Genomic DNA, 22,059 nt, shown 5'->3' on the forward strand with positions numbered 1-22,059 from the left:
CAGGGCTACATCACATCAAGTGACAGGCTCAGCAACGGCGAGCGTTACAACGCCAGAGCTATCGTTCTCAATCCTTGTAGGCGCGACTTATGATTACGAATACCTTGCCTCCGAAGGTACATCAGTTGATGAAAAGGCGCGGACCTCTAACGCATCTGTAGAGATTGTGTTTGGTTTTGGCGACAGCTCCAACCCTGCCCTTACCCTGAATTTCAGTTACGGGCCGGATTCAGATGAGACGCCTTATTTTGGCGGCGGTCGATCTATAAGCTATTTCGATATATTCGGTGAAACATTGCATCATGTGAAGCGTAAAGGAACTGAGCTTCTTATAGTCGAAATGATTATTAGACTCTTTTCTAGGGGAGAAGAGGCGGATAAAAGGAGATGTTGCACCTTCTCTCATATGGCTACAGGTGAGTGGGAGCAAGTCATGCTTGCAGATTATTCGAATCTTTACAGCCCTAATGAGCCTGAGTTCTCAAAGCTAACAGAGCTCCTAACAATTGCTCAGGTCCCTATTGGTGGGTACACCTGAGCCAGAATAGTCGTTAGACGATGTGAGTCTGAAACTTTGGTTGAAGCCCTTGATTTTCCAGCTGTTCGCTCGTCTTCAATCGTGGGGCCCATGCCCGCGCTTCTTGCCATGCCTGCGTCTCGTCGAGCGCCGGATCGAGCGGGGGCATCGTGTGAGTTTGCAGTTCATCCAGTTCGTTCTGCCACCGCGCCATGACAAGCCAATGCCTGCTGCTGCCATCTCGCAGCATAGTCAGCTCCATGTCTACGCCAGCTGCGGAGATAATTTCCTGCCTCATTAATGCTCTCCCGGTTGCTTTCTGCGTCCCAAAAGCTTACCTGGGTTCTGTGTGCGGTCCTGTAAGCCCAGGCCCATAGTTTATGTGAGAAATTGCTTACAAGTTTTGCAGCGATTCGCCATAGTTGGGGAGGTTGCCAGCTTGTACCCTGTTTCTGTGCAATCGCCCTTGCACCAAAGGATTTGCCCGTTGGCTATGGATGGCCACTCCTCCGAGGGCTCGCCTACACTGCATGCATGTGTGGACGATTCGCCCTTTACAGCCCTTACCCCAAGATAGCCGCCCGGCTCGGTTTGCCCGTACTCGAGGATCAGCTCGAGCCCCGCTACAACGTTCCTCCTGGTGTGTGGATCTCTGCCGCCCGACACCCAGGCGGCGACGAGCCGCTGGCGCTCGACTATGTGTGGTGGGGGTACAAGCCCAAATGGGCAGGTGAAAAGGCGCCGACGCCGATCAACGCCTCCGCCGAGAAGGTCGCCACCTCTGGATACTACAAGCAGGCGTTCTCTCGGGGCCGCTGCTTGATACCGGCGAATGGATGGTACGAGTGGGATAAGAGTGTCAAGCCGCGCCAACCGTATTTCATTTGTCGCCAGGATCGAGAGCTACTCTGGATGGCAGCGATCTGGGCGGAGCGGGCCGACGGCCGCCCGGGTTGCGCCATCATCACTGAGCCCTCCCGCGGTGCTACCCAAGCCATTCACGACCGCATGCCGCTGTTGCTCGACGACGCGAGCCTCGAGCCCTGGCTGGACCCGGATCTCACCGACCGCGAGACGATCCGCAACGTAGTCCGGCACATCGATGCCGAGCTGATTGAGCATTGGCCGGTGAGCCGAGCGGTCAACACGTCCAGTGAGGACTTAGGGGCCGAGCTGATCAATCCGGCTTGATCGCCCTACGTCTCTGCCTACGTCTCTTGTCACATCTCCCTACAAAATTCACCTTTTAAGGCGACCGCTTGAGGGACTACTGTACCTAGTAACGGTCCACGGAGAGGGCCTCAACGGAATGCCGAGCGACGGAATGCTGATCGCCAAGGATGCTTGGGCAGGATGCCCAAGGTTGGTCGATAGGGAAGCGTCCGATTTAGCCCGGCCCCAGCGGCCGGGCTTCTCGTATGTAGGTAACGGCTGCCCTAAGGACATTTCACCGCTTAGGCTTACGCTCGGCTTGGTTCCATGAAGCGTGAGATGCCAGGGAGTTTGCGTTCCTACGGGTTCGCCAGAATATCGCGTCTCGTCGCACCTGAGCCCCGGCCACGGCCGGGGCGCTTTCACTTTGTACGCGCCACGAGGAGCTCATCCCATCGGGTGGTATATCGCTGCGTGAGGTTAGCGCAGCGCAGGTGCCATGCCGCCCCAGGGCTCGGGGTGCCCAATTTAACAGTCCCGCGCCCCATTCGCTGGTTGAGTTCGTCCATCACGCTCATCACTGTCGCACTTCGCTGCCGTTCTGCGTCGGTCTGAGGTGTGTCGAGCAGAGAGAGCTGCTGCCGATCTGCGGCTATCAAATCGAGTAGCATCACGCCGCCTTTCTGGTAGAGATAGTGTGGCCGATAGATACGCTCGAGGGCATGGCCGGCGGCGCGCAGAACCTCCCTGCTATCGTCTGTCGGGCGGGACAGTTCGACCACGGCGCCAGGCGAGTACTGGGGCAGATCCTCCCTAAAAGGATTTGTCTTGAGAAATACGTACACAGCCCGCGCGAGACTGCCCTGGCTTCTGAGTTTCTCAGCGCCGCGCTGGCCGTGCTGGCGGAGCGCTTCGCGGATTTCGTCGAGGTTGTCAGTGAGCTTACCGAAGCTGCGGCTGGTCATGATGCGTTGCCGCGGCTCATGGAAATCGTTCATCTCGATGCATGGGATGCCTCGCAGCTCCAGTGCCGTGCGTTCGAGGGTGACAGAGAAGCGGCGCCGGATCTCCTTCGGGTTGGCCTGAGCCAGGTCCCAGGCGCTCTTGATCCCCATCACAGCCAGGCGCTCGACGAGCCGCCGGCCTACGCCCCAGACGTCTCCCAGCTCGATCTTCTTCAGCAGCACCTGGGTTTCCCTGCTGTCGGACTGAAGAACGCAGACGCCCTGGTAGGCGGCGATTTTCTTTGCTGCGCGGTTCGCCAGCTTGGCGAGGGTTCGGGTTGGCGCGACGCCCACGCAGACCGGAATGCCGGTGTACTGCCTCACCCGGTCATGCAGCTGCCGGGCATGCTCGAGCATCTGCGCCGACTCGAGACCGTCGAACCTCACGAACATCTCATCGATACTGTAGGGCTCAACGCCGGCGGAGAACTCCTGGAGCACATCCTGCACCCGGGCCGACATGTCGCCGTACAACTCATAGTTCGACGATAGCAGGTGAATCTGCCCGCGGCGTATCTGGTGCTGAAGCTCAAATGCTGGTGTGCCCATCTTGATGCCGAGAGCTTTGAGCTCCGTCGAAAGTGCGATTACACATCCATCGTTGTTCGACATCACCCCAACAGGGCGGCCCCTCAGCCGCGGCTGGAACACGCGCTCGCAGCTGACATAGAAGGAGTTGCAATCCACGAGACCGATCATGCTCACACCATGTACTCATGAATGACGGAGCGCACTACGCCCCAGACTTGGCACTCGAGGTCAACGAGAGGGATGGGGGCGTAGCGGGGGTTACCGGAGCAAAGGCACGGCACTCCATTGCGCATTTCGTATCGCTTGACTGTTATCTCGCCATCGACCATGGCCACGATAATGTGGCCGGGTCGAGGATCGAGCGAGCGATCGACCACTAGGGTATCGCCTTCGTGGATACCCAGCCGCTCCATGCTGTCGCCTGTCACTGCCAGGAAGAATGTGGCGCTGGGCCGCTTCACGAAACGCTCGTTGAGATCTAGCGTTCGCCCCTCGTAATCCTGAGCTGGGCTGGGAAACCCGCTGAGTCCGGCTCGGCCGAGAGCCAGCGGGTACGGTAGCGGCAAAGGAACAGCGGTCTCGTCGAATCGTCCGAGTATTTCGAGGCGTGATGTCATAGCGCCACCCCTGCCGGCCAACAGATCAGCGCGCTGCCGTCAGGCTGACGCGTTACCGTAGCCGCGCCGCCCTGGGCAATCGCCACCAGCGTGCTCTCCCACGCAGCTAGGGATTCGTCAGGCTGTCGTTCAAGGATAATTTGCCGGGACCGGGCAGGCGGTGCGGAAGGATGGGGTTTCTGTGCCATAGCGAAGGCCTCCCTGTTCACTGATGCTGATATTTATACAGTATCGTGATGGGATCTCGCCACGGTGTAAGCCATATCGTACAAACCGAATGGACGAATGCGCACAGAAACCCACCTGACGTGATTGGCGCAAGGTGCCACGCTGAGGGTTGTGTCAGGGAGCGATGCAACGGGATGGGCCCGGTCGGAGACGGCCGGGCCTTTTGCGTGCCTGGGGCACTGCTGGCGCGAGATACCCAACGGCTGGCGCTTCGCTACGTTAGACAATCGCCAATTTGTCAGACAGAGGCAGCGGTAGGTTGCTGATGTGGAAGGAAAAATGGCGTGGGTGCAGCTCTACCATTGAGCTGCACCCTCGCAGAGGGCTGCGCATCTTGGAGATGCATGAAAAAAACATAGAGAATGAAGGCTTACCCCCACTGGAAGCAAGGTTCCGATGAAATCATTCGAAGTCGTGCAGATGTTCAAGGACTCGATCGCTATCACCAAGGAGAAAGGCGTAGAGCATGTGCCGATAGAAAGCTTGGAGGCGTACGCTGACGAGCTGCAAGAACTTGTGGATAAAACTTCTGGGGACGTCCCAGCAGGAGAAGCGGCCATGGAAGAGTACCGAGCCAAGCTTTCTGCCTGGGTCGCCTCAAGCCAGCATCAGCATGATGAGCGGATGGAACTGCGACGGGAGGTAACCACTACGGGCCAAGCCGCTTTGAAAAGCGCTTTGCTTATCAACGGCGGCGCCGCAGTAGCTTTGCTCGCTTTTATTGGCAGAATTTGGGGCAGCGAGGAATCTCAGCATACGCTGGAAGTGCTCTCTGGCGCCCTCCTGAGCTTTGTCTTCGGTGTACTTTCCGCAGCAGTTGCTGCTGGAGCTACATACATTTCACAGGCGGGGTATGCAGATGCCTTTGGGAGCATTTCCTGGCGGGTAGGCGTTGTTGGGCAGGTTGCCGCTGTAATTTTTGTCATTGGTGCATATGTTCTTTTTACCAGAGGGTCTCTGGTAGCCTTCAAAGCTATAGGGCTTGGATAGTTGCGAATCGTATCCGTAAAACCTCGCCGTAGCGCCAGTAACCATGCGGAGCGTATCTGCTGTATGTGCTTCCAGTCGATGAGGGCCTTCCCCTTTTGTGGCAATAGGTTAGGCGTACAGCTATGCAACACTGGCAGTGTTGTTATTCCAGCTCGCCTTCTTTTCATGCAACTTGCATCCTATGCTTCAGGAAGTGGTTGTTGGCTCCCCGAATTAAACGAATGCGAGGGTCACTGATTATGACGACTAAGCAAATTCTTCGGTAGCAAGCCACGCCAATTACGCCCTCTCAGATCCCGCTTGGCAGTATGAGAAATCTCTGCCGCAGCTTCATTTGCTAGCCTCGTATGCTCGTTGAATGCCTCATGATCAAAAGCCATTTCATCGACGGATCCTTCTTGATCGCTATACCAAGACCCATAGTCTTCAGCTAAATTGAAATGATGCATTTTCGCATCACTCACATATTGCTTTATCACCTCACTAGCCCGAGGGTGGATGAAAAGCGAGGTGGCTGAAAGATTCCGTCCTAGCCAGCCAACATTTTTGCGTATGAGGTTATTAATTTCAGTTTCGGTGAGATCGCTCAAAGCTGCTCCAACAGGGTAGTTCATCATGGCCCCATCGTTGGCGTAGTGCTGGATTTCGTCCAGTTTAGCGAGAATGTCTCGGTAATGTTCATGCTTGATTTGCCAAGCCCTTTCATAACGGAACCGAGCTGTAGCAACCAACAACCCTATAAGGGCACTTGCTATAGCAATAAAAATGTTAAGCATTTTTCACTTAGCCTCAAAAACACCCTGCTTGTATGACTTCATTTCGACTTCAATGCGCTCCAGCGCATTCAGCAACCGCTGGCGTTGGCTGATGATGTAGCCCCCGGTGACGTCACTGCCCACGGTGTGCCCCACCAACCGCTTGATGGTGTAGGGGCTAATGTCGAGCCCTTCGGCCACGGTGATGAACGTCCGCCGCAGGTCGTGGCGCGTCACTCGCACCCCGCTGCGCTTGTCGATCCAGGCAATCCAGTCGGCGATGTGGCGCTCCGACAGTGGCGTGTCGCTGTCTCGCGGTCGAAACGGGTACGTCGAGCCTGGGGCATCCTTCAGCGCATCATCGAGCAGCCTCTGCGTCATTGGCCGCAGATGGATGAAAACCGGCTGACCGCCCTTCGGGTCAGGCAGTTCGATGATGCCAGCCCTCCGGTTATAGAAAGGCATTTCCTGCTCATCTTCATCGAGCACGCCCTTGATGGTCGTGACGCCTGACAGCTCGCCACTACGCATGCCGGTAAGCAGAAGCACCTGCAGGTAGCGAGCAATGTTGCGGACGTACGGACGGTGGTCCCGCTTCAGCTCATCGCTGGCGCTCCACCAGGCGGGGAAGTCGTAGGGCATGAGCACCGTCTGACGCCGGCGGTTCTTGTTCCAGGCCCGCTCATCGCTGAGCGCCTGCACCGGGTTGGTCGGGTATAGCGGGTGGCCACGCTCATCAAGGTATCGCACCCGGGCGAAGTTGTAGAGGGCGCGAAGCACGCGCATCACGCCGTTTGCCCTGGCCTCGCTCGCCTTGGAGATCTCGCCATGCTTGTCGATGACGTCCTGCCGGCTGATCGATGCCAGCCGCTGGCCCAGCCAGCCCTTGAGGTAGTGCCGCACGTCCTCGTCGTAGGCGCGCCGTGTCGTGGGCTTAAGCTGGCGCTTGGCCAAGTAATCGATCAGAGTGCTCTCGACGGTAGCGGTACGATGCCGATCGGCCAGGCGTGATGCGTCAGGGTCCACACCGGTGGCAATCTCGCCCAGCATCTCGGTGGCCTTCTTCCGGGCCTGCTCGACTGTCACGTCCGGGAACCGCCCGATGGTGTATCGCCGCGGCTTGCCGTTGACCCGCCGCCGGACGGCGAACGTCTTGGCGCCAGCCTGGGTCACCCGCAGCTCGAGCGCCGGCACCTTGTCGTCGCGGTAGGTATCTCTCCCCTCGGCTGGCGGCTGGATCTGCTCAAGGGCTCGCTTGGTGAAGTTCATGGGCCGGCTCCGGGGACACGCTGGGGACACGCTGGGGACACGCTCGGCGTATATATTCGTTAAACGAGCGAAACCCAGCATCGCGGTAAAGGCCTGATTTCAAGGCAATCGTAACGCCGGATGAACCCCAATAAAACTGGATAAAGCAACAGCATGCAGGACTTCAAATCTGGCAGGGGCTGCCAGCGGTCCCTGGTGGGTTCGACTCCCACGCTCTTCCGCCAGCGTCCCCGCCTATCTAACCGTTGATCACCACCCTGGTACCGATCCGCAGCCACGGATCCAGCGCGCGAATCTCCTCGTTGCTGACCGCCACGCAGCCTTCGGTCCAGTCGAAGCTGCGGTGGACGTCGGGGTCGCCGCGGCCCAGGCCGTGAATACCGATCAGCCCGCCCAGCGAGGTGGTATGCGGCGCCCGGCCATGGCGCGCGCGGTAACTCTCGATGTACCAGTACTCCTGCGGCGTGATCCTGCCGAGCCGCAGCGCTTCCTCGGCGACCTGGACGTTGGGATAGTCGAAGCCGAAGAACAGCCCGAAGCGCGAGGCGCGGTTGATGCGGTCGACGCGGAACTCGCCCAGCGGCGTCATCGAGCTGCCCTTGGCCCGTAGCGGCGCCGCGCCGCCGGCACCGAAGGCCAGATGCTCGATACGGGTGACCACGGTCTCGCCGCGCATCACCCTGACCTGGCGGCTGCGCAGGTCGATGCTGAGCCAGACCTCGTCGGCGGTCAGCCCTTCGGGCATGGCCACCGCGTCCAGCACCTGCCAGAGCGTCGGCTGGCCGGCCTGCATGCCATCGAGAGAAGCGGGAAGATTGGCCTGTGCCGTCGGCCCGAACGTCAAGAAGCCTGCCGTCAAGGCGGCAGCCTGGAAGAATGCCCTGTTCATGAGCCCCTGCCCCGTGCGTAATAGCGTTATATGCGTCGGCTTTGAGCCGATCGGTTATTCATGAGGCCTGCCGTGGCCCGCGCCACGATGATCGTGGCACGACTCCCTTCGACGGATGCTTCGCATGGCAAGGACATGAAAGAGCGCTCTGCGGCGCTCTTGGAGTTGGCCTTCGCTTCGGACCCATGGCCCGTCGGCGCGGCCGCCGGCCGGACCATGAGACGCATGAGTCGAATATAGCACAGGGCGATTAAGGTGGAAGGGGGAGCGCGCCTGGTATCGTTGAAAAACGTGATCCCAACGGCTCAGGCGCTCGCCGGACGAGCATCTGCCTGGCTCTGAGCCAGCTGCTCGATGGCCTGCCTGGCCAGAGGAGAAAGCTGGCTGCCGTCCTCGCGCAGGTAGTCGATGATCTGGTGCTTCATGCTGCGAGCCCAGAACTTCTTCAGGTGGGTATGGATGCGTTCGGCGGCGTCCGCGTAATGCGCATTGTTGATGGCGATCTGGTTCGCCATGTGGATCAGGGTGTCGAGCTGGCTGCGGCTCATGATGACATCAACCTCCGCTGGCATGGGCTGCCGGCGCTGTCTCGGCGGCCGGCTGATGATAGATGACGTGGCGCCCCGGGCGGGCGAAACCGACCAGCTTCAGGCCCGACTGGCGCGCCTGCTCGATGGCAAGCGAGGTAGACGCCGATACCGCGACCAGGCAGCCGATGCCGGCGCTGGCACTCTTCTGCACCATCTCGTAGCTGGCCCGACTGGAAACGAGTACGAAGCCATGGTGCGGGTCGAAACGACGCTTCAGCATGGCGCCGATCAACTTGTCCAGCGCGTTGTGGCGACCTACGTCCTCGCGCGCCAGCAGTATCTGTCCGTCGAGGTCGCACCAGGCCGCGCCGTGGGTGGCACCGGTCTCGCGCTGCAGCGGTTGATGCCACTTCAAGGCGTCCAATGCATGCTGGATGGCAGCATCTTCTACCCTCGGTGCCGTCACTGAAGCCACCGGGCGAATGGCCTGTTCCAGCGACTCGGTACCGCACAGGCCGCAGCCGGTGCGGCCCGCCAGGCTACGGCGGCGCTGCTTGAGCTCCATGAAGCGCTGGGCAGCGATATCGAGGTGCACGGCAATGCCGGCGGCTTCCTCCCGCACCTCGATACCGTAGAGCTCCTCGGGCGCCTCGAGGATCCCCTCGGTAAAGCTGAAGCCGAGGGCGAAATCCTCCAGGTCGGCGGGCGTGGCCATCATTACGGCATGCGAGATGCCGTTGTAGACCAGCGCCACCGGTGTCTCCACCGCGATGCTGTCCTCCAACCTCTCGGCACTGCCGTCCCGGCGCACATCCACCGGGGCTTGGCAGTGGCTGGGGTCGTCACTCATTCGCACGCTCCGCTGAGGGCTGCTTGCCCGCTGCGTCTTTGCCACCGCGCAGCAACTCGAGCTGCAGCCGGTCGAAACTCTGGAACTGGCGTTGCCAGGTAGACGGCTGGCTGACCTTCTCGACCTGCACGGCGGTCACCTTGTACTCCGGGCAGTTGGTCGCCCAGTCGGAGCTGTCTGTGGTAATCACGTTGGCCCCGCTGCCCGGGTGGTGGAAGGTAGTGTAGACCACCCCCGGCGGCATGCGGTCGCTGACCCGGGCGCGCAGTACCGTCTGGCCGGCACGGCTGGTGATGCCGACCCAGTCGCCGTCGCGCACGCCGCGCAGCTCGGCGTCGGTGGGATGCAGCTCGAGCACATCCTCGTCGTGCCAGGCCTGGTTGTCGGTGCGCCGAGTCTGGGCGCCGACGTTGTACTGGGAGAGGATGCGCCCGGTGGTCAGCAACAGCGGGAAGCGACGGTTGGAGCGCTCCTCGCTCGCCACGTAGTCGGTGATGGCGAACTGGCCGAGACCGATGGGAAAGTCTTCGATGTGCATGGTCGGCATGCCCTTCGGGTACGCCTCGTTGCATGGCCACTGGATGCTGCCCAGCTCGTCGAGCCGCGCGTAGCTGACGCCGGTGAAGCTCGGCGTGAGGGTGGCGATCTCGTCCATGATCTGCGCCGGATGGTCGTAGTGCATGGGGTAGCCCAGTGCATTGGCCAGATCCACGGTCACTTCCCAGTCCTGCTTGCCGGCCAGCGGTGGCATCACCTTGCGTACCCGGTTGATGCGCCGCTCGGCGTTGGTAAAGGTGCCGTCCTTCTCCAGGAAGGAGGAACCCGGCAGCAGCACGTGGGCGAACTTGGCCGTCTCGTTGAGGAAGATGTCCTGCACGATCAGGCACTCCAGCGAGCGCAGCGCCAGCTCGACGTGCTGGGTGTTGGGGTCGGACTGGGCGATGTCCTCGCCCTGTACGTAGAGCGCCTTGAATTCACCGGAGACGGCGGCATCGAACATGTTGGGGATGCGCAGCCCCGGCTCGTCGTCGATGGGAACTCCCCAGGCTGCCTCGAAGCGTTCGCGCACGGCGGGATCGCTGACGTGCTGATAGCCCGGCAGTTCGTGGGGGAAGGAGCCCATGTCGCAGGAGCCCTGGACGTTGTTCTGCCCGCGCAGCGGGTTGACACCCACCCCTTCGCGACCGATGTTGCCGGTGGCAAGCGCCAGATTGGCGATACCCATCACCATGCTCGAGCCCTGGCTGTGCTCGGTGACGCCGAGACCGTAGTAGATCGCGCCGTTGGCTGCGTTGGCGTAGGTACGCGCGGCACGGCGCACCTGCTCGGCGGGCACGCCGGTAATCGCCTCGACGTTCTCCGGCGAGTGGCGCTCCTCGAGGATGAATTCGCGCCAGGCCTGGTAGCCCGACTCGTCGCAGCGCTTGGCGATGAACTCACGATCCTCCAGCCCCTCGCTGATCACCACGTGGGCCAGGGCGTTGACCATCGCCACGTTGGTGCCGGGGCGTAGGGCGAGGTGCTGGGCACCGCGATGATGCGGCGTCTTGAGCAGGTCGATGCGCCGCGGGTCGACGACGATCAGCTCGGCGCCCTGGCGCAGACGTTTGCGCATCTGTGAGGCAAACACCGGGTGGGCGTCGGTGGGGTTGGCGCCGATGACGACGATGGCATCGGCCTTCATCACCGAGTCGAAGGTCTGGGTGCCGGCGGACTCGCCCAGCGTCGCCTTGAGGCCGAAGCCGGTGGGCGAATGGCACACCCGCGCGCAGGTATCGGTGTTGTTGTTGCGAAAGGCCGCGCGCACCAGCTTCTGCACCAGGTAGGTCTCCTCGTTGGTGCAGCGCGACGAGGTGATGCCGCCGATGCTCTCGCGGCCATATTTGGCCTGGATCGCCTTGAGCCGCTCGGCGGCGAAGGTGATCGCCTCTTCCCAGCCCACCTCGCGCCAGGGCTGGTCGATCGACTCGCGAATCATCGGCGTCTTCAGCCGATCCGGATGGGTGGCGTAGCCGAAGGCGAAGCGGCCCTTGACGCAGGAGTGGCCGTGGTTGGCGTCGCCGCCCTTGTACGGCACCATGCGCACCACCCGGTCGCCCTGCATCTCGGCCTTGAACGAGCAACCCACGCCGCAGTACGCGCAGGTGGTGATCACGCTGTGCTCCGGCTGGCCCTGTTCGATCACCGATTTCTCCATCAGCGTCGAGGTCGGGCAGGCCTGCACGCAGGCGCCGCAAGAGACGCACTCGGAGTCCATGAAGGCTTCGCTCTGCCCGGCGGCGACCTTGGAGTCGAAGCCGCGCCCCTCGATGGTGAGGGCGAAGGTGCCCTGTACCTCATTGCAGGCACGCACGCAGCGCGAGCAGACGATGCACTTGCTGGGGTCGAAGCTGAAGTAGGGATTGGAGTCGTCGGTCTCGGCCGCCAGATGGTTGTCGCCATCGAAGCCATAGCGAACCTCGCGCAGGCCCACCGCGCCGGCCATGTCCTGCAGCTCGCAGTCGCCGTTGGCCGGGCAGGTCAGGCAGTCCAGCGGGTGGTCGGAGATGTAGAGTTCCATCACGTTGCGCCGCAGCTTGGCGAGCCGCGAGTTCTGCGTGGTGACCTTCATTCCGTTCTCGACCGGCGTGGTGCAGGAGGCCGGCAGTCCGCGCTTGCCCTCGATCTGCACCGCGCACAGGCGACAGGAGCCGAACGCCTCGAGGTTGTCCGAGGCGCACAGCTTGGGAATATTGATATCGGCCAGGGCCGCGGCGCGCAGTACCGAGGTGCCCTCGGGCACTCTGATCTCGGTGCCGTCGATCTCGAGGCTGACGAGCGTCTCGGAGAGCCGCGCCGGGGTGCCGTAGTCGCGCTCCGGAGAGACGTGCTTGGGGTCGAAGTATTGCAACATGTCGTACCTCCTCCCGCTCAACGCTGCAGGTCGTCGGGAAAGTGTTTCATCACGCTCTGCACGGGGAAAGGCGTCATGCCCCCCATGGCGCAGAGGGAGCCGTCCACCATGGTCTCGCACAGGTCGCCCAGCAGCGCGAGGTTGGCCTCGCGGTTGTCGCCCGCGCGGATGCGGTCGATCACCTCGACGCCACGCACCGCGCCGATGCGGCAGGGAGTGCACTTGCCACAGGATTCCACGCTACAGAACTCCATGGCGAAGCGCGCCTGTTCGGCCATGTCCACCGTGTCGTCGAACATCACCACGCCGCCGTGGCCGACCCCCGCGCCGACTTCGGCGAAGGCTTCGTAGTCGAGCGGCAGGTCCCACTGGCTTTCGGGCAGGTAGGCGCACAGCGGGCCGCCCACCTGCACCGCGCGCAGCGGGCGTTCGCTTGCGGTGCCGCCACCGAAGTCCTCCATCAGCTCGCGCAGGGTGTTACCGAAGGCGAGCTCCACCAGCCCGCCGCGCTTGACGTTGCCGGCCAGCTGCAATGCCAGCGTGCCCCGCGAGCGGCCCATGCCGTAGTCGGCGTAGGCCTGCCCGCCTCGGCTAAGGATGAAGGGCACCGCGGCCAGCGACAGCACGTTGTTGACCACGGTGGGCTGGCCGAACAGCCCCTCGAGCGCCGGCAGCGGCGGCTTGAAGCGCACCATGCCGCGCTTGCCCTCGAGGCTCTCGAGCAGCGAGGTCTCCTCGCCGCAGATGTAGGCGCCGGCGCCGAGTCGCACCTCGAGGTCGAAGCGCCGGCCACTGCCCAGGATGTCGGCGCCGAGATAGCCGGCGGCCTCGGCGCGGGCGATCGCCTCATTGAAGATCTCGTGTGCCAGCGGGTATTCCGAACGCAGGTAGACATAGCCCTGGGTGGCGCCCACGGCCAGGCCGGCGATGGCCATGCCCTCGATCAGCAGGTAGGGGTCGCACTCCATCACCAGGCGATCGGCGAAGGTGCCGGAGTCGCCCTCGTCGGCGTTGCACACGATGTACTTCTGTTCGGCCGGGGCACCGAGCACGGTCTGCCACTTGATGCCGGTGGGAAACGCCGCCCCGCCACGGCCGCGCAGCCCGGAGGCCTTGACCTCGTCGACGATGGCCTGAGGCTCGAGCCCCAGGGCACGGCGCAGACCGCGGAAGCCGTCATGCGCACAGTAGTCGTCGATGGAGAGCGGGTCGGTGACGCCGATGCGCGAGAAGGTCAGGCGCTGCTGGGCCTGCAGGTAGGGAATCGACTCGGTCGGCCCCTGACAGAGGGCGGGCATGTTGCTGCCTTCGAGCAGCCCGGCGTCGAACAGGCCGGCCACGTCGCCGGGTTCGACCGGCCCGTAAGCGATGCGCCCCGCGGCGGTCTCGACCTCGACCAGCGGCTCCAGCCAGAACAGCCCGCGCGAGCCGTTACGCACCAACTCGATCTCGACACCGCGTGCGGCCGCCTCCGCCTCAATCTGTGCCGCGACCTCGTCGGCGCCGAGCGCGAGCGCCGTGGTCTCGCGAGGCACGAAGATCCTGACGCTCATCAGCTCACCTCCAGCACTTGTGTGGTCATCTCGTCGACCAGTAGGTCGAGCTTTTGGGGCGTTACGCGACCGTAGATACGGTCGCCGATGCGCAGCGACGGGCCGCAGGCACAGTTGCCCAGGCAGTAGACCGGCTCAAGGGTGATCTCGCGATCGGCGGTGGTCTGGTGGTAGTCGATGCCGAGCACTTCCCGCGCGTGCATCTCCAGCGCCCGCGAACCGCGTGCCTGGCACGCCTCGGCGCGGCAGATCTGCAGCACATGGCGCCCCGGTGGCGCGGTGCGAAAGTGATGATAGAAACTGATCACGCCGTGCACCTCGGCACGGGTCAGCTGCAGCGATTCGGCAATGATCGGTACCGCCTCGTGCGGGACGTGGCCGCAGCGGTCCTGGATCGCATGCAGGATGGGAAGCAGGGCCCCGGGCTTGTGTTTCAGGGCGTCGATCTCGTCCCGAACCAGTTGGGGAGTCCATGGTTGGAAGGTACTGTTGAACATGGCCTGGCCTCGAAGCGAACGTATGGGCGCGTATTCCTGCGTCGGTACGTTCGAAGCTGCTAGTTATGGTCTGGTTATGTACTACAGTGCATATATTGGTTAAGGTGCCTGCAGTATCACTTACTCGTGCATACCTGTACGTACTTGTGAAAGTAGCAGCACTGCTTCTGTTTCGAAATATGAAAAACACAGCATATGAAACGCATTCGAATCGAGCCGGCCTGGTCGTTCACCGACGAGGCGGGTAACCGCCTGGATCCACAGCTTTTCGGGCTGCTGCAGGGCATCCATCGCAGCGGCAAGCTGACCGAGGCCGCCGCCGAGGCCGGCATCTCTTATCGCCACGCCTGGAACCTCCTCAACAAATGGGCGGATTTCTTCGGCGCCGCTCTGGTGGAAATGCAGAAGGGACGCGGCGCACGGCTCTCGCCGCTGGGCGACAAACTGCTGTGGGCGCGCCAGCGGGTGGCCGCCCGGCTCGGCCCGCAGCTCGAGAGCCTGGGCTCGGAGCTCAACCTCGAACTGCAACAGTTGTTCGAAGGCGTCGAGCCGGTACTGCGCGTGCACGCCAGCCACGGCTACGCGGTGGCGCTGTTGCCCCGGTTCGCCAGCGATTTCCAGCTCGACCTGCAGTACTGCAGCCCTCAGGAGGCGCTGGCCGCGCTGAATCGCGGCGCCTGCGACGTGGCCGGTTACCACATGCCGACCTCGGCGACCCGCGGCCCGCTGATGCAGGGCTACCGCCGCCAGCTGCGCCCGCGCAGCCACTGCATCATCCGCTTCATCACGCGCTCCCAAGGGCTCATGGTGAGGCCGGGTAATCCCAAGGGTATCGCCGGCCTGGCCGATCTGCCACGTGGCGATGTGCGCTTCATCAACCGCCAGAAGGCATCGGGCACGCGGGCGCTGCTCGACATTCTGCTGCGCGACGCCGGGCTCTCGTCGCAGCGAATCCCCGGCTTCGAGCTGGAGGAGTACACTCACTCCGCAGTGGCCGCCTACATCGCCGCCGGCATGGCCGACGTCGGCTTCGGCGTCGAGGCCGCCGCGCATCAGTTCGGCCTGGCCTTCCTGCCCCTGGCCCAGGAGCACTACCTGCTGGTATGCCAGCGCCGGAGCCTTGCCGACCCCAGCGTCAAGCGCCTGCTGGAGATGATCCGCAGCGAGCCGTTCCTGCAAGCCGTCAGCGAGCTGCCCGGTTACTCGCCGAATCGCTGCGGCGAGGTATGCAGCGTCGACAAGTTGTTCGACGAGGCAGGGAACGCCTGAGCCTCGCCGGGCCGGGCCGGCGTCAGTAGTCGACCACCACGTTGCCCAGCGGCTTGCTGCAACAGGAGAGTATGTAACCCTCCTCGACATCCTCATCGGTAATCCCGCCGTTGTGCTCCATGTCCACCTGGCCGGACTTGAGCCCCACTCGGCACGTGCCGCAGATGCCCATACCGCAGGCCTTGGGAATGTGCAGGCCCAGCTTGGCGGCGGCGGCGTGCACCGTCTCGCCCGGCTGAATGCGCACGCTCTTGCCCGAGCCAGAGAACTCGACGCTGAGCATGTCGGCGACATCGATCTCCTCGGCCTCTGCCTCGGCCTGTTCGGCCAGCTCCAGCACATCCTCTCGCACATCCAGCGGTGTGGCGCCAAAGGACTCCTCATGGTAGTGGCTCATGTCGAAGCCGTTGTCCCGCAGGATGCGCTTGATCGCGTTCATGTAGGGTGTAGGGCCGCAGCAGAAGATCTCCCGATCTAGGAAATCGGGTGCCATTAGCTCCAGCATCGGCTGGGTCAGATATCCGCGATAGCCGGCCCAGGCCTCGCCAACATCGTCCTTTTTCTCGCAAACGATATGCAGCTTGAACTCTGGAATGCGCGAGAACATGTGCACCAGTTCGCGATGGTAGATGACGTCACGCGGAGCACGGGCGCTGTGGATGAACTCGACGTCGACGCTGGCGTTGGTGTCGAAGAACCAGCGGGTCATCGACATCAAAGGGGTGATGCCCACGCCGCCGGAGAGGAACAGCACCTTGTCGGCGGGAAAGTCGATCGAGTTGAAGTTGCCCACCGGACCGTGCACCGCCAGCTCGTCGCCGACGTTCATGTTGTCGTGTAACCAGTTGGATACCTTCCCGCCGGGCACCCGCTTAACGGTGATCGAGAAGCTGTAGGGGATCGATGGCGAACTGGAGATCGTGTAAGAGCGCATGATCGGTTCGCCATCGATCTCCAGCTCCAGGGTCACGAACTGCCCCGGCTTGAAGAAGAACAGCACCGGCTGCTCGGCCATGAAGCAGAAGGTGCGGACGTCCCAGGTTTCCTGGATCACCTTGACGCAGCGCACCAAGTGGCGGCCATTGGTCCAGGTCTGGGTCGTGACGGGGTTGAGAAAGTTCATGGTCATGTCGTGTCGCCTGGCATTGATCAGCTTGGAAGGCTCCGACTGCGGAACACCGCCTGCCGTTGAACGAATTTTGCGCCAGGCGGCAAGGCCACGACTTGCCTGACTGCGACATGGGCATGCCCATGACTCCCACCGAATGTGTCTTTTCTTCTCCTGCGCGTCGCGCCTGCATCCATGCTTGTCGTCGGCAGACAACTGGGCTTCCGGCGGCTGATCCACACTCGCCGTATTCGTACCCGGCACCCTGCACAATGACAACGCCGAACTCCTGACGACACCAACAATCCGACCGATGCCGCCGACGCGGCCAGCAATGAGGAAGCTTCCATGGACACACTCTCCCCAGCCCCCCTGGACGACCCCCTGGATCCGGCGCGGCAAGCCACCGCCGCGATGCTTGCCGAGCGCGCGCACAACTTCTCGCTACCCCAGCCCTTCTATAACGATGCCCGGTTGTTCGCCCTGGACATGCAGGAGATCTTCGGCAAGGAGTGGCTGTTCGCCGGCATGACCTGCGAGATTCCCGCCAAGGGCAACTACATGACCCTGCAGGTCGGCGACAACCCGGTGATCCTGGTGCGTGGCGACGGCGGTACGATCCATGCCTTCCATAACGTCTGCCGCCATCGCGGCTCGCGACTATGCGTCAGCGACAAGGGCAAGGTCGCCAAGCTGGTCTGCCCCTACCACCAGTGGACCTACGAACTCGACGGCCGCCTGTTGTTCGCCGGTAGCGACATGGGTACGGATTTCGATCTTTCGGCCTACGGCCTCAAGCCGGTCCACGTATGCACTGGCGGCGGCTTCATCTTCATCAGCCTGGCCGAACAGCCACCGGCCATCGACGACTTCCTGGCCACCCTGGAGCACTATCTCGAGCCCTACGAGATGGCCAACCTCAAGGTCGCCGTGGAATCGAATATCGTCGAGCAGGCCAACTGGAAGCTGGTGATCGAAAACAATCGCGAGTGCTACCACTGCAACGGCGCCCACCCGGAGCTGTTGAACTCGCTGCAGGAGTTCGACGACACCGACGATCCCCGCGCCACACCGGCCTACAAGGAGCTTGTAGCGAAGAAGCAGGCGGACTGGGACGAGCAGCAGGTACCCTGGCAGCTCAAGCGCTTCGGCAAGCGCAACCGCTTGACCCGCACACCGCTGCTGAATGGCGTGGTCTCCATGACCATGGACGGCAAGCCGGCAAGCCGCAAGCTGATGGGCCGCCTGACCAGTCCCGACATGGGCTCGCTGCGCATCCTGCACTTGCCCAACTCCTGGAACCACTTCATGGGCGACCACGCCATCGTGTTCCGCGTGCTGCCGCTGGGGCCGCAGGAAACCCTGGTGACCACCAAGTGGCTGGTGCACAAGGATGCCGTGGAAGGCGTCGACTACAACCCCGATGAGATGCGCCGGGTATGGGACGCCACCAACGCCCAGGACAAGCGCCTGGCCGAGGAGAACCAGCGCGGCATCAACTCCCAGGCCTACCAGCCGGGCCCCTACTCGGAAACCTACGAGTTCGGTGTGATCGACTTCATCGACTGGTACAGCGAGCGCATGCAGGAGAATCTGGGCCACAGCGCCCCCCACCTGCAGCTGGTGCGCGGCTAGATACCGCGACTTGTCCCTCTGGCATCATGAAATCGCCCCCGGCCTAGGCCGGGGGCGATTCGTTCATGCTCACCTTCGGAGTAGGTAACTCGAGCTTCGTGTCTAGCCGAGGGCAGGCCGCAAGTGGCGCTCCAGCGCCTCGCGTACTTCCGGCTGCATGACGCCGAGCTGGGTTTCCAGCTCGGCGACCAGCGCCGACAATCCGGGGACCGCACGGCATGCGTGCTGCTGCGCGGCCAGCCGGGCGCTTTCGTCGGGATCGGCATCGGCAGGCAGGTCGATGCCCAGCGCCACCAGGCGATCACGGAAATCCTCCGCATCGATCAAGTCGGCATACATCATCTCTTCCACCTCCCGCTAGCGTTGGCTATCGTCCCCTGGCTACATTACCCGGCCAGCCCTGACTCAGCTAGACCTGCCCAGCCAGCGCTCAAGTGGCCACGCTGCCTTGGGGGGTCGATATCCCGAAATGGCTCGCCGCGCCGCCTTCAGCGAACCGTCGAGGAGCTCGGGTTCTTCCTTATGCGGCCACGCTGCCGTGGGGGTCGATATCCCGAAATGGCTCGCCGCGCCGCCTTCAGCGAACCGTCGACGAGCTCGGGTTCTCCCTTATGCGGCCACGCTGCCGTGGGGGTCGATGACGAATTTCTTCGCCGCGCCACCGTCGAAGTCGGCGTAGCCCTGCGGGGCCTGGTCCAGAGTGATCATCTGCACGTTGACCGCATCGGCGATCTTGACCTTCTCGAACAGGATCGCCTGCATCAGCGGACGGTGGTATTTCATTACCGGACACTGGCCGGTATGGAAGGAGTGCGACTTGGCCCAGCCCAGGCCGAAGCGCATGCTCAATGCGCCCTGCTTGGCGGCATCGTCGGCGGCACCCGGGTCTTCGGTCACGTAGAGGCCCGGAATGCCGATCTGGCCGCCGGCACGGGTCAACTGCATTGCCGAGTTGAGTACGGTGGCGGGAGCTTCCTTGCCGTGGTTGCAACCGCAGGCATGGGCCTCGAAACCGACGCAATCGACGAAGGCATCGACTTCGCGTTCGCCGAGAATCACTTCGAGCTTGTCTGCCATGTCGCCGTCCTGGGTCAGGTCGATGGTTTCGCAGCCGAAGCTCCGCGCCTGAGCCAGACGCTCCTCGATCATGTCGCCGACGATCACGCAGGCCGCTCCCAGCAGCTGGGCCGAGACCGCGGCCGCCAGGCCCACCGGGCCGGCTCCGGCGATATAGACGGTGCTGCCCGGCCCGACGCCCGCCGTCACGCAGCCGTGGAAGCCGGTGGGGAAGATGTCCGAGAGCAGGGTCAGGTCACGGATCTTCTCCATGGCCTGGTCGGCGTCCGGAAACTTCAGCAGGTTGAAGTCGGCATAGGGCACCATGACGTATTCCGTCTGGCCACCGACCCAGCCACCCATGTCGACGTAGCCATAGGCCGCGCCCGGGCGCGCCGGGTTGACGTTGAGGCAGATCCCCGTGCGGCCTTCCTTGCAGTTGCGGCAGCGGCCGCAGGCGATGTTGAACGGCACCGAGACCAGATCGCCCGGCTGGATGAATTCGACGTCGCGCCCGCACTCGATTACCAGGCCGGTGATTTCATGACCCAGCACCAGGCCGGACGGCGCGGTGGTGCGCCCGCGCACCATGTGCTGGTCGCTGCCACAGATGTTGGTTGTGACCACCTTCAGGATCACGCCGTGGTCGCATTTGCGATTGCCGAGAGCGAGTTCCGGGTAGGGAATGGATTCGATGTCGACCTTACCCGGGCCTTTGTAGACGACTCCGCGATTAGCTTGGCTCATGGGTGACTCCTTACGTTGTTATGCGGCTGACCGGACCTGGACCCGGTTCCGAGTGATGGCGAGACGCCACCGAGCCAGCCTACGCCACACCTGTAACGTCTCGTATGCGCAGAGGCGACGTCGCCATGCGTGATATCGCCATGCTCAGGGCCGCTCAAGGTAACCACAGGTCGCTTTCACGACACCACCAACTTTCCAGGAAGCGAACAATGGCCGACCCGGGCGCGCAAACGCGCCCGGGTCCCGCGCAACACCAAAAATAATCACGAGGAATCCCCATGAAGCATGACGATGCACCGATCCTCAAACCGGGGCAGGACAATGCCCAGGTGCTGGGGATGGATTTCCATCATCCCGTCTTTCCTCTCTCGGCCCTGGCCATTCTGGCCTTCATCCTTTATGCCCTGATCTACCCCGACGCCGCCAGTACCCACCTCACCGCGGCCCGCGGTTGGTCGATCGAGTACTTCGACTGGCTGTTCATGATCGCCGGCAACCTGTTCGTGCTGCTGTGCCTGGCGCTGATCGCCATGCCCGTCGGTCGCATCCGCCTCGGCGGCAACCAGGCCCGGCCGGAATACTCGACGCTCTCCTGGTTCGCCATGCTGTTCGCCGCCGGCATGGGCATCGGCCTGATGTTCTGGAGCGTCGCCGAGCCGGTGGCCTACTACACCGACTGGTACGGCACGCCGCTGAATGCCGAAGCGCACACCCCGGCCGGGGCCAGCGCGGCGATGGGTGCCACCATGTTCCACTGGGGGCTCCATCCTTGGGCGATCTACGCCACGGTGGGGCTGTCGCTGGCCTTCTTCGCCTACAACCGCGGGCTGCCGCTGACCCTGCGCTCGGCCTTCACGCCGATCCTCGGTGAGCGAGTGCGCGGCTGGTTCGGCCACGTGATCGACATCGTCGCGGTGCTGGCGACGATCTTCGGCCTGGCCACCTCGCTGGGCTTCGGCGCCTCCCAGGCGGCGGGCGGCCTCAACTACCTGTTCGACGTGCCCAACACCATCGGCACCCAGCTGGCGATCATCGTCGTGGTCACCGCCGTGGCGCTGTTCTCGGTGTGGCGCGGTATCGACGGCGGCGTGAAAGTGTTTTCCAACATCAACATGGTGGTCGCGCTGGCGCTGCTCACCTTCGTGATCGTCACCGGCGGCGTGCTGCTGTTCGTCAACAATCTGTGGCAGGCCAGCCTGGCCTACGTCGGCCATATCGCGCCGCTGTCGAACTGGATCGGCCGCGACGACACCACCTGGTATCACGGCTGGACGGTGTTCTACTGGGCTTGGTGGATCTCCTGGTCGCCCTTCGTCGGCATGTTCATCGCGCGTGTCTCCCGCGGGCGCACGGTGCGCGAGTTCCTCACCGCCGTGCTGGTGGTGCCGACCCTGGTCACACTGGTATGGATGAGCGCCTTCGGCGGCACCGCGCTGGATCAGTCGGCCACGGGTGTCGGCGCCTTGGCCGACGGCATCAGCGACGTCTCGCTGGCGATGTTCCAGATGCTCGAGCACCTGCCGCTGACCACGGTAACTTCCAGCCTGGCAATCCTGCTGGTGCTGATCTTCTTCATCACTTCGTCGGATTCCGGCTCGCTGGTGATCGACAACATCACCGCCGGCGGCAAGACCGACGCACCCCGCGGCCAGCGTGTGTTCTGGGCCGTTCTGGAGGGCGTGATCGCGGGTATTCTGCTCTACGGCGGCGGCAGCACCGCGCTGGGTGCGCTGCAGGCAGGTGCCGTGGCTACCGGACTGCCCTTCACCCTGGTGCTGCTGGGCATGGCCTTCTGCCTGGTCAAAGGACTGAGGGAAGAACAGCGCAGTCAGGTGGCGGCCAAGCCGGCCTGATACGCAAGCTTCCCTGCCGCTAACGCAACAACCCCGGCCTTGGCCGGGGTTGTTGCGTTAGCGGCTTCTCGCCACGCCACTTCAGATCGGACTCGACCTCGAAGGAACGAACGGGC

The 22,059-nt window shown here is 62.9% G+C and carries 20 protein-coding genes; 6 read left to right on the forward strand and 14 right to left on the reverse strand.

Translation table 11 applies throughout. From position 1 onward, the window contains the following. Positions 1–538, forward strand: a 538-nt coding sequence (locus HBJ55_RS07550; protein WP_167112687.1) for a hypothetical protein, incomplete at its 5' end; no start/stop codon positions are given. 13 nt (positions 539–551) lie between these two features. On the opposite strand, the gene HBJ55_RS07555 is transcribed toward HBJ55_RS07550, so the two are convergent. Further along, positions 552–815, reverse strand: coding sequence for a hypothetical protein (locus tag HBJ55_RS07555; RefSeq protein ID WP_167112689.1), 264 nt, complete (start codon positions 813–815; stop codon positions 552–554). Positions 816–1,051: 236 nt separating this feature from the next. Between HBJ55_RS07555 and HBJ55_RS07560 the strand changes: the two genes are divergently transcribed. Continuing rightward, complete coding sequence (locus HBJ55_RS07560) at positions 1,052–1,708, forward strand: SOS response-associated peptidase (protein WP_167112690.1); 657 nt, start codon at positions 1,052–1,054, stop codon at positions 1,706–1,708. Positions 1,709–2,091: 383 nt separating this feature from the next. On the opposite strand, the gene HBJ55_RS07565 is transcribed toward HBJ55_RS07560, so the two are convergent. Further along, on the reverse strand, positions 2,092–3,372 hold the full coding sequence (locus HBJ55_RS07565; RefSeq protein ID WP_167112692.1) for a Y-family DNA polymerase: 1,281 nt from the start codon (positions 3,370–3,372) through the stop codon (positions 2,092–2,094). Between the two features lie 2 nt (positions 3,373–3,374). Continuing rightward, positions 3,375–3,821: a LexA family protein gene (locus HBJ55_RS07570; protein WP_167112694.1), complete on the reverse strand. Its 447-nt coding sequence runs from the start codon at positions 3,819–3,821 to the stop codon at positions 3,375–3,377. Positions 3,822–4,445: 624 nt separating this feature from the next. Between HBJ55_RS07570 and HBJ55_RS07580 the strand changes: the two genes are divergently transcribed. Next, positions 4,446–5,039, forward strand: a complete 594-nt coding sequence (locus tag HBJ55_RS07580) for a hypothetical protein (protein ID WP_167112698.1) — start codon at positions 4,446–4,448, stop codon at positions 5,037–5,039. A 230-nt stretch (positions 5,040–5,269) separates the two neighbouring features. Here HBJ55_RS07580 and HBJ55_RS07585 read toward each other — a convergent pair whose 3' ends face one another. From HBJ55_RS07585 to HBJ55_RS07620, 8 genes are all read right to left on the reverse strand, one after another. Then, positions 5,270–5,815, reverse strand: a complete 546-nt coding sequence (locus tag HBJ55_RS07585; protein WP_167112700.1) for a hypothetical protein — start codon at positions 5,813–5,815, stop codon at positions 5,270–5,272. Between the two features lie 3 nt (positions 5,816–5,818). After that, entirely contained in the window at positions 5,819–7,063 is a 1,245-nt protein-coding gene (locus HBJ55_RS07590; RefSeq protein ID WP_167112702.1) for a tyrosine-type recombinase/integrase, read from the reverse strand. Between the two features lie 238 nt (positions 7,064–7,301). Then, entirely contained in the window at positions 7,302–7,952 is a 651-nt protein-coding gene (locus tag HBJ55_RS07595) for a L,D-transpeptidase (protein WP_167112704.1), read from the reverse strand. Positions 7,953–8,257: 305 nt separating this feature from the next. Then, entirely contained in the window at positions 8,258–8,500 is a 243-nt protein-coding gene (locus tag HBJ55_RS07600) for a formate dehydrogenase subunit delta (RefSeq protein WP_167112706.1), read from the reverse strand. A 7-nt stretch (positions 8,501–8,507) separates the two neighbouring features. Further along, on the reverse strand, positions 8,508–9,332 hold the full coding sequence (gene fdhD / locus HBJ55_RS07605) for a formate dehydrogenase accessory sulfurtransferase FdhD (RefSeq protein WP_167112708.1): 825 nt from the start codon (positions 9,330–9,332) through the stop codon (positions 8,508–8,510). Next, on the reverse strand, positions 9,325–12,225 hold the full coding sequence (fdhF, locus tag HBJ55_RS07610) for a formate dehydrogenase subunit alpha (protein ID WP_167112710.1): 2,901 nt from the start codon (positions 12,223–12,225) through the stop codon (positions 9,325–9,327). The genes fdhD and fdhF overlap by 8 nt, the downstream gene beginning before the upstream one ends. 17 nt (positions 12,226–12,242) lie before the next feature. Further along, the gene (locus HBJ55_RS07615; protein ID WP_167112712.1) at positions 12,243–13,778 is read right to left on the reverse strand and encodes a formate dehydrogenase beta subunit; all 1,536 of its coding nucleotides are present in this window, start codon (positions 13,776–13,778) and stop codon (positions 12,243–12,245) included. Beyond that, the gene (locus HBJ55_RS07620) at positions 13,778–14,275 is read right to left on the reverse strand and encodes a formate dehydrogenase subunit gamma (protein WP_167112714.1); all 498 of its coding nucleotides are present in this window, start codon (positions 14,273–14,275) and stop codon (positions 13,778–13,780) included. Before HBJ55_RS07620 ends, HBJ55_RS07615 begins: the two co-directional genes overlap by 1 nt. Before the next feature lie 195 nt (positions 14,276–14,470). Between HBJ55_RS07620 and HBJ55_RS07625 the strand changes: the two genes are divergently transcribed. Next, positions 14,471–15,544: a substrate-binding domain-containing protein gene (locus HBJ55_RS07625; protein ID WP_167112716.1), complete on the forward strand. Its 1,074-nt coding sequence runs from the start codon at positions 14,471–14,473 to the stop codon at positions 15,542–15,544. Positions 15,545–15,566: 22 nt separating this feature from the next. On the opposite strand, the gene gbcB is transcribed toward HBJ55_RS07625, so the two are convergent. Continuing rightward, positions 15,567–16,673 (reverse strand): glycine betaine monooxygenase reductase subunit, encoded by a 1,107-nt coding sequence (gene gbcB, locus HBJ55_RS07630; protein ID WP_167112718.1) that lies wholly within the window; start codon positions 16,671–16,673, stop codon positions 15,567–15,569. A gap of 327 nt (positions 16,674–17,000) precedes the next feature. Here gbcB and gbca point away from each other — a divergent pair, with 327 nt between their 5' ends. Next, positions 17,001–18,287, forward strand: coding sequence for a glycine betaine monooxygenase oxygenase subunit (gene gbca / locus HBJ55_RS07635; protein WP_167112720.1), 1,287 nt, complete (start codon positions 17,001–17,003; stop codon positions 18,285–18,287). Between the two features lie 102 nt (positions 18,288–18,389). On the opposite strand, the gene HBJ55_RS07640 is transcribed toward gbca, so the two are convergent. Beyond that, on the reverse strand, positions 18,390–18,629 hold the full coding sequence (locus HBJ55_RS07640; RefSeq protein ID WP_167112722.1) for a hypothetical protein: 240 nt from the start codon (positions 18,627–18,629) through the stop codon (positions 18,390–18,392). A 267-nt stretch (positions 18,630–18,896) separates the two neighbouring features. Beyond that, entirely contained in the window at positions 18,897–20,090 is a 1,194-nt protein-coding gene (gene fdhA, locus HBJ55_RS07645; RefSeq protein ID WP_167112725.1) for a formaldehyde dehydrogenase, glutathione-independent, read from the reverse strand. Between the two features lie 278 nt (positions 20,091–20,368). Between fdhA and HBJ55_RS07650 the strand changes: the two genes are divergently transcribed. Further along, positions 20,369–21,943 carry a BCCT family transporter gene (locus HBJ55_RS07650; RefSeq protein ID WP_167112727.1) on the forward strand — a complete coding sequence of 525 codons (1,575 nt, stop codon included), beginning with the start codon at positions 20,369–20,371 and terminating at the stop codon, positions 21,941–21,943. Positions 21,944–22,059: the final 116 nt, after the last annotated feature.

Origin of the sequence: Billgrantia bachuensis (assembly GCF_011742165.1) — a bacterium.
Taxonomy (GTDB): Bacteria; Pseudomonadota; Gammaproteobacteria; order Pseudomonadales; family Halomonadaceae; genus Halomonas; species Halomonas bachuensis.

Coding starts and splice junctions, on each gene's coding strand:
- HBJ55_RS07555 (WP_167112689.1), bottom strand. CDS start 815: ATGAGGCAGGAAATTATCTCCGCAGCTGGCGTAGACATGGAGCTGACT.
- HBJ55_RS07560 (WP_167112690.1), top strand. CDS start 1,052: ATGTGTGGACGATTCGCCCTTTACAGCCCTTACCCCAAGATAGCCGCC.
- HBJ55_RS07565 (WP_167112692.1), bottom strand. CDS start 3,372: ATGATCGGTCTCGTGGATTGCAACTCCTTCTATGTCAGCTGCGAGCGC.
- HBJ55_RS07570 (WP_167112694.1), bottom strand. CDS start 3,821: ATGACATCACGCCTCGAAATACTCGGACGATTCGACGAGACCGCTGTT.
- HBJ55_RS07580 (WP_167112698.1), top strand. CDS start 4,446: ATGAAATCATTCGAAGTCGTGCAGATGTTCAAGGACTCGATCGCTATC.
- HBJ55_RS07585 (WP_167112700.1), bottom strand. CDS start 5,815: ATGCTTAACATTTTTATTGCTATAGCAAGTGCCCTTATAGGGTTGTTG.
- HBJ55_RS07590 (WP_167112702.1), bottom strand. CDS start 7,063: ATGAACTTCACCAAGCGAGCCCTTGAGCAGATCCAGCCGCCAGCCGAG.
- HBJ55_RS07595 (WP_167112704.1), bottom strand. CDS start 7,952: ATGAACAGGGCATTCTTCCAGGCTGCCGCCTTGACGGCAGGCTTCTTG.
- HBJ55_RS07600 (WP_167112706.1), bottom strand. CDS start 8,500: ATGAGCCGCAGCCAGCTCGACACCCTGATCCACATGGCGAACCAGATC.
- fdhD (WP_167112708.1), bottom strand. CDS start 9,332: ATGAGTGACGACCCCAGCCACTGCCAAGCCCCGGTGGATGTGCGCCGG.
- fdhF (WP_167112710.1), bottom strand. CDS start 12,225: ATGTTGCAATACTTCGACCCCAAGCACGTCTCTCCGGAGCGCGACTAC.
- HBJ55_RS07615 (WP_167112712.1), bottom strand. CDS start 13,778: ATGAGCGTCAGGATCTTCGTGCCTCGCGAGACCACGGCGCTCGCGCTC.
- HBJ55_RS07620 (WP_167112714.1), bottom strand. CDS start 14,275: ATGTTCAACAGTACCTTCCAACCATGGACTCCCCAACTGGTTCGGGAC.
- HBJ55_RS07625 (WP_167112716.1), top strand. CDS start 14,471: ATGAAACGCATTCGAATCGAGCCGGCCTGGTCGTTCACCGACGAGGCG.
- gbcB (WP_167112718.1), bottom strand. CDS start 16,673: ATGACCATGAACTTTCTCAACCCCGTCACGACCCAGACCTGGACCAAT.
- gbca (WP_167112720.1), top strand. CDS start 17,001: ATGGACACACTCTCCCCAGCCCCCCTGGACGACCCCCTGGATCCGGCG.
- HBJ55_RS07640 (WP_167112722.1), bottom strand. CDS start 18,629: ATGATGTATGCCGACTTGATCGATGCGGAGGATTTCCGTGATCGCCTG.
- fdhA (WP_167112725.1), bottom strand. CDS start 20,090: ATGAGCCAAGCTAATCGCGGAGTCGTCTACAAAGGCCCGGGTAAGGTC.
- HBJ55_RS07650 (WP_167112727.1), top strand. CDS start 20,369: ATGAAGCATGACGATGCACCGATCCTCAAACCGGGGCAGGACAATGCC.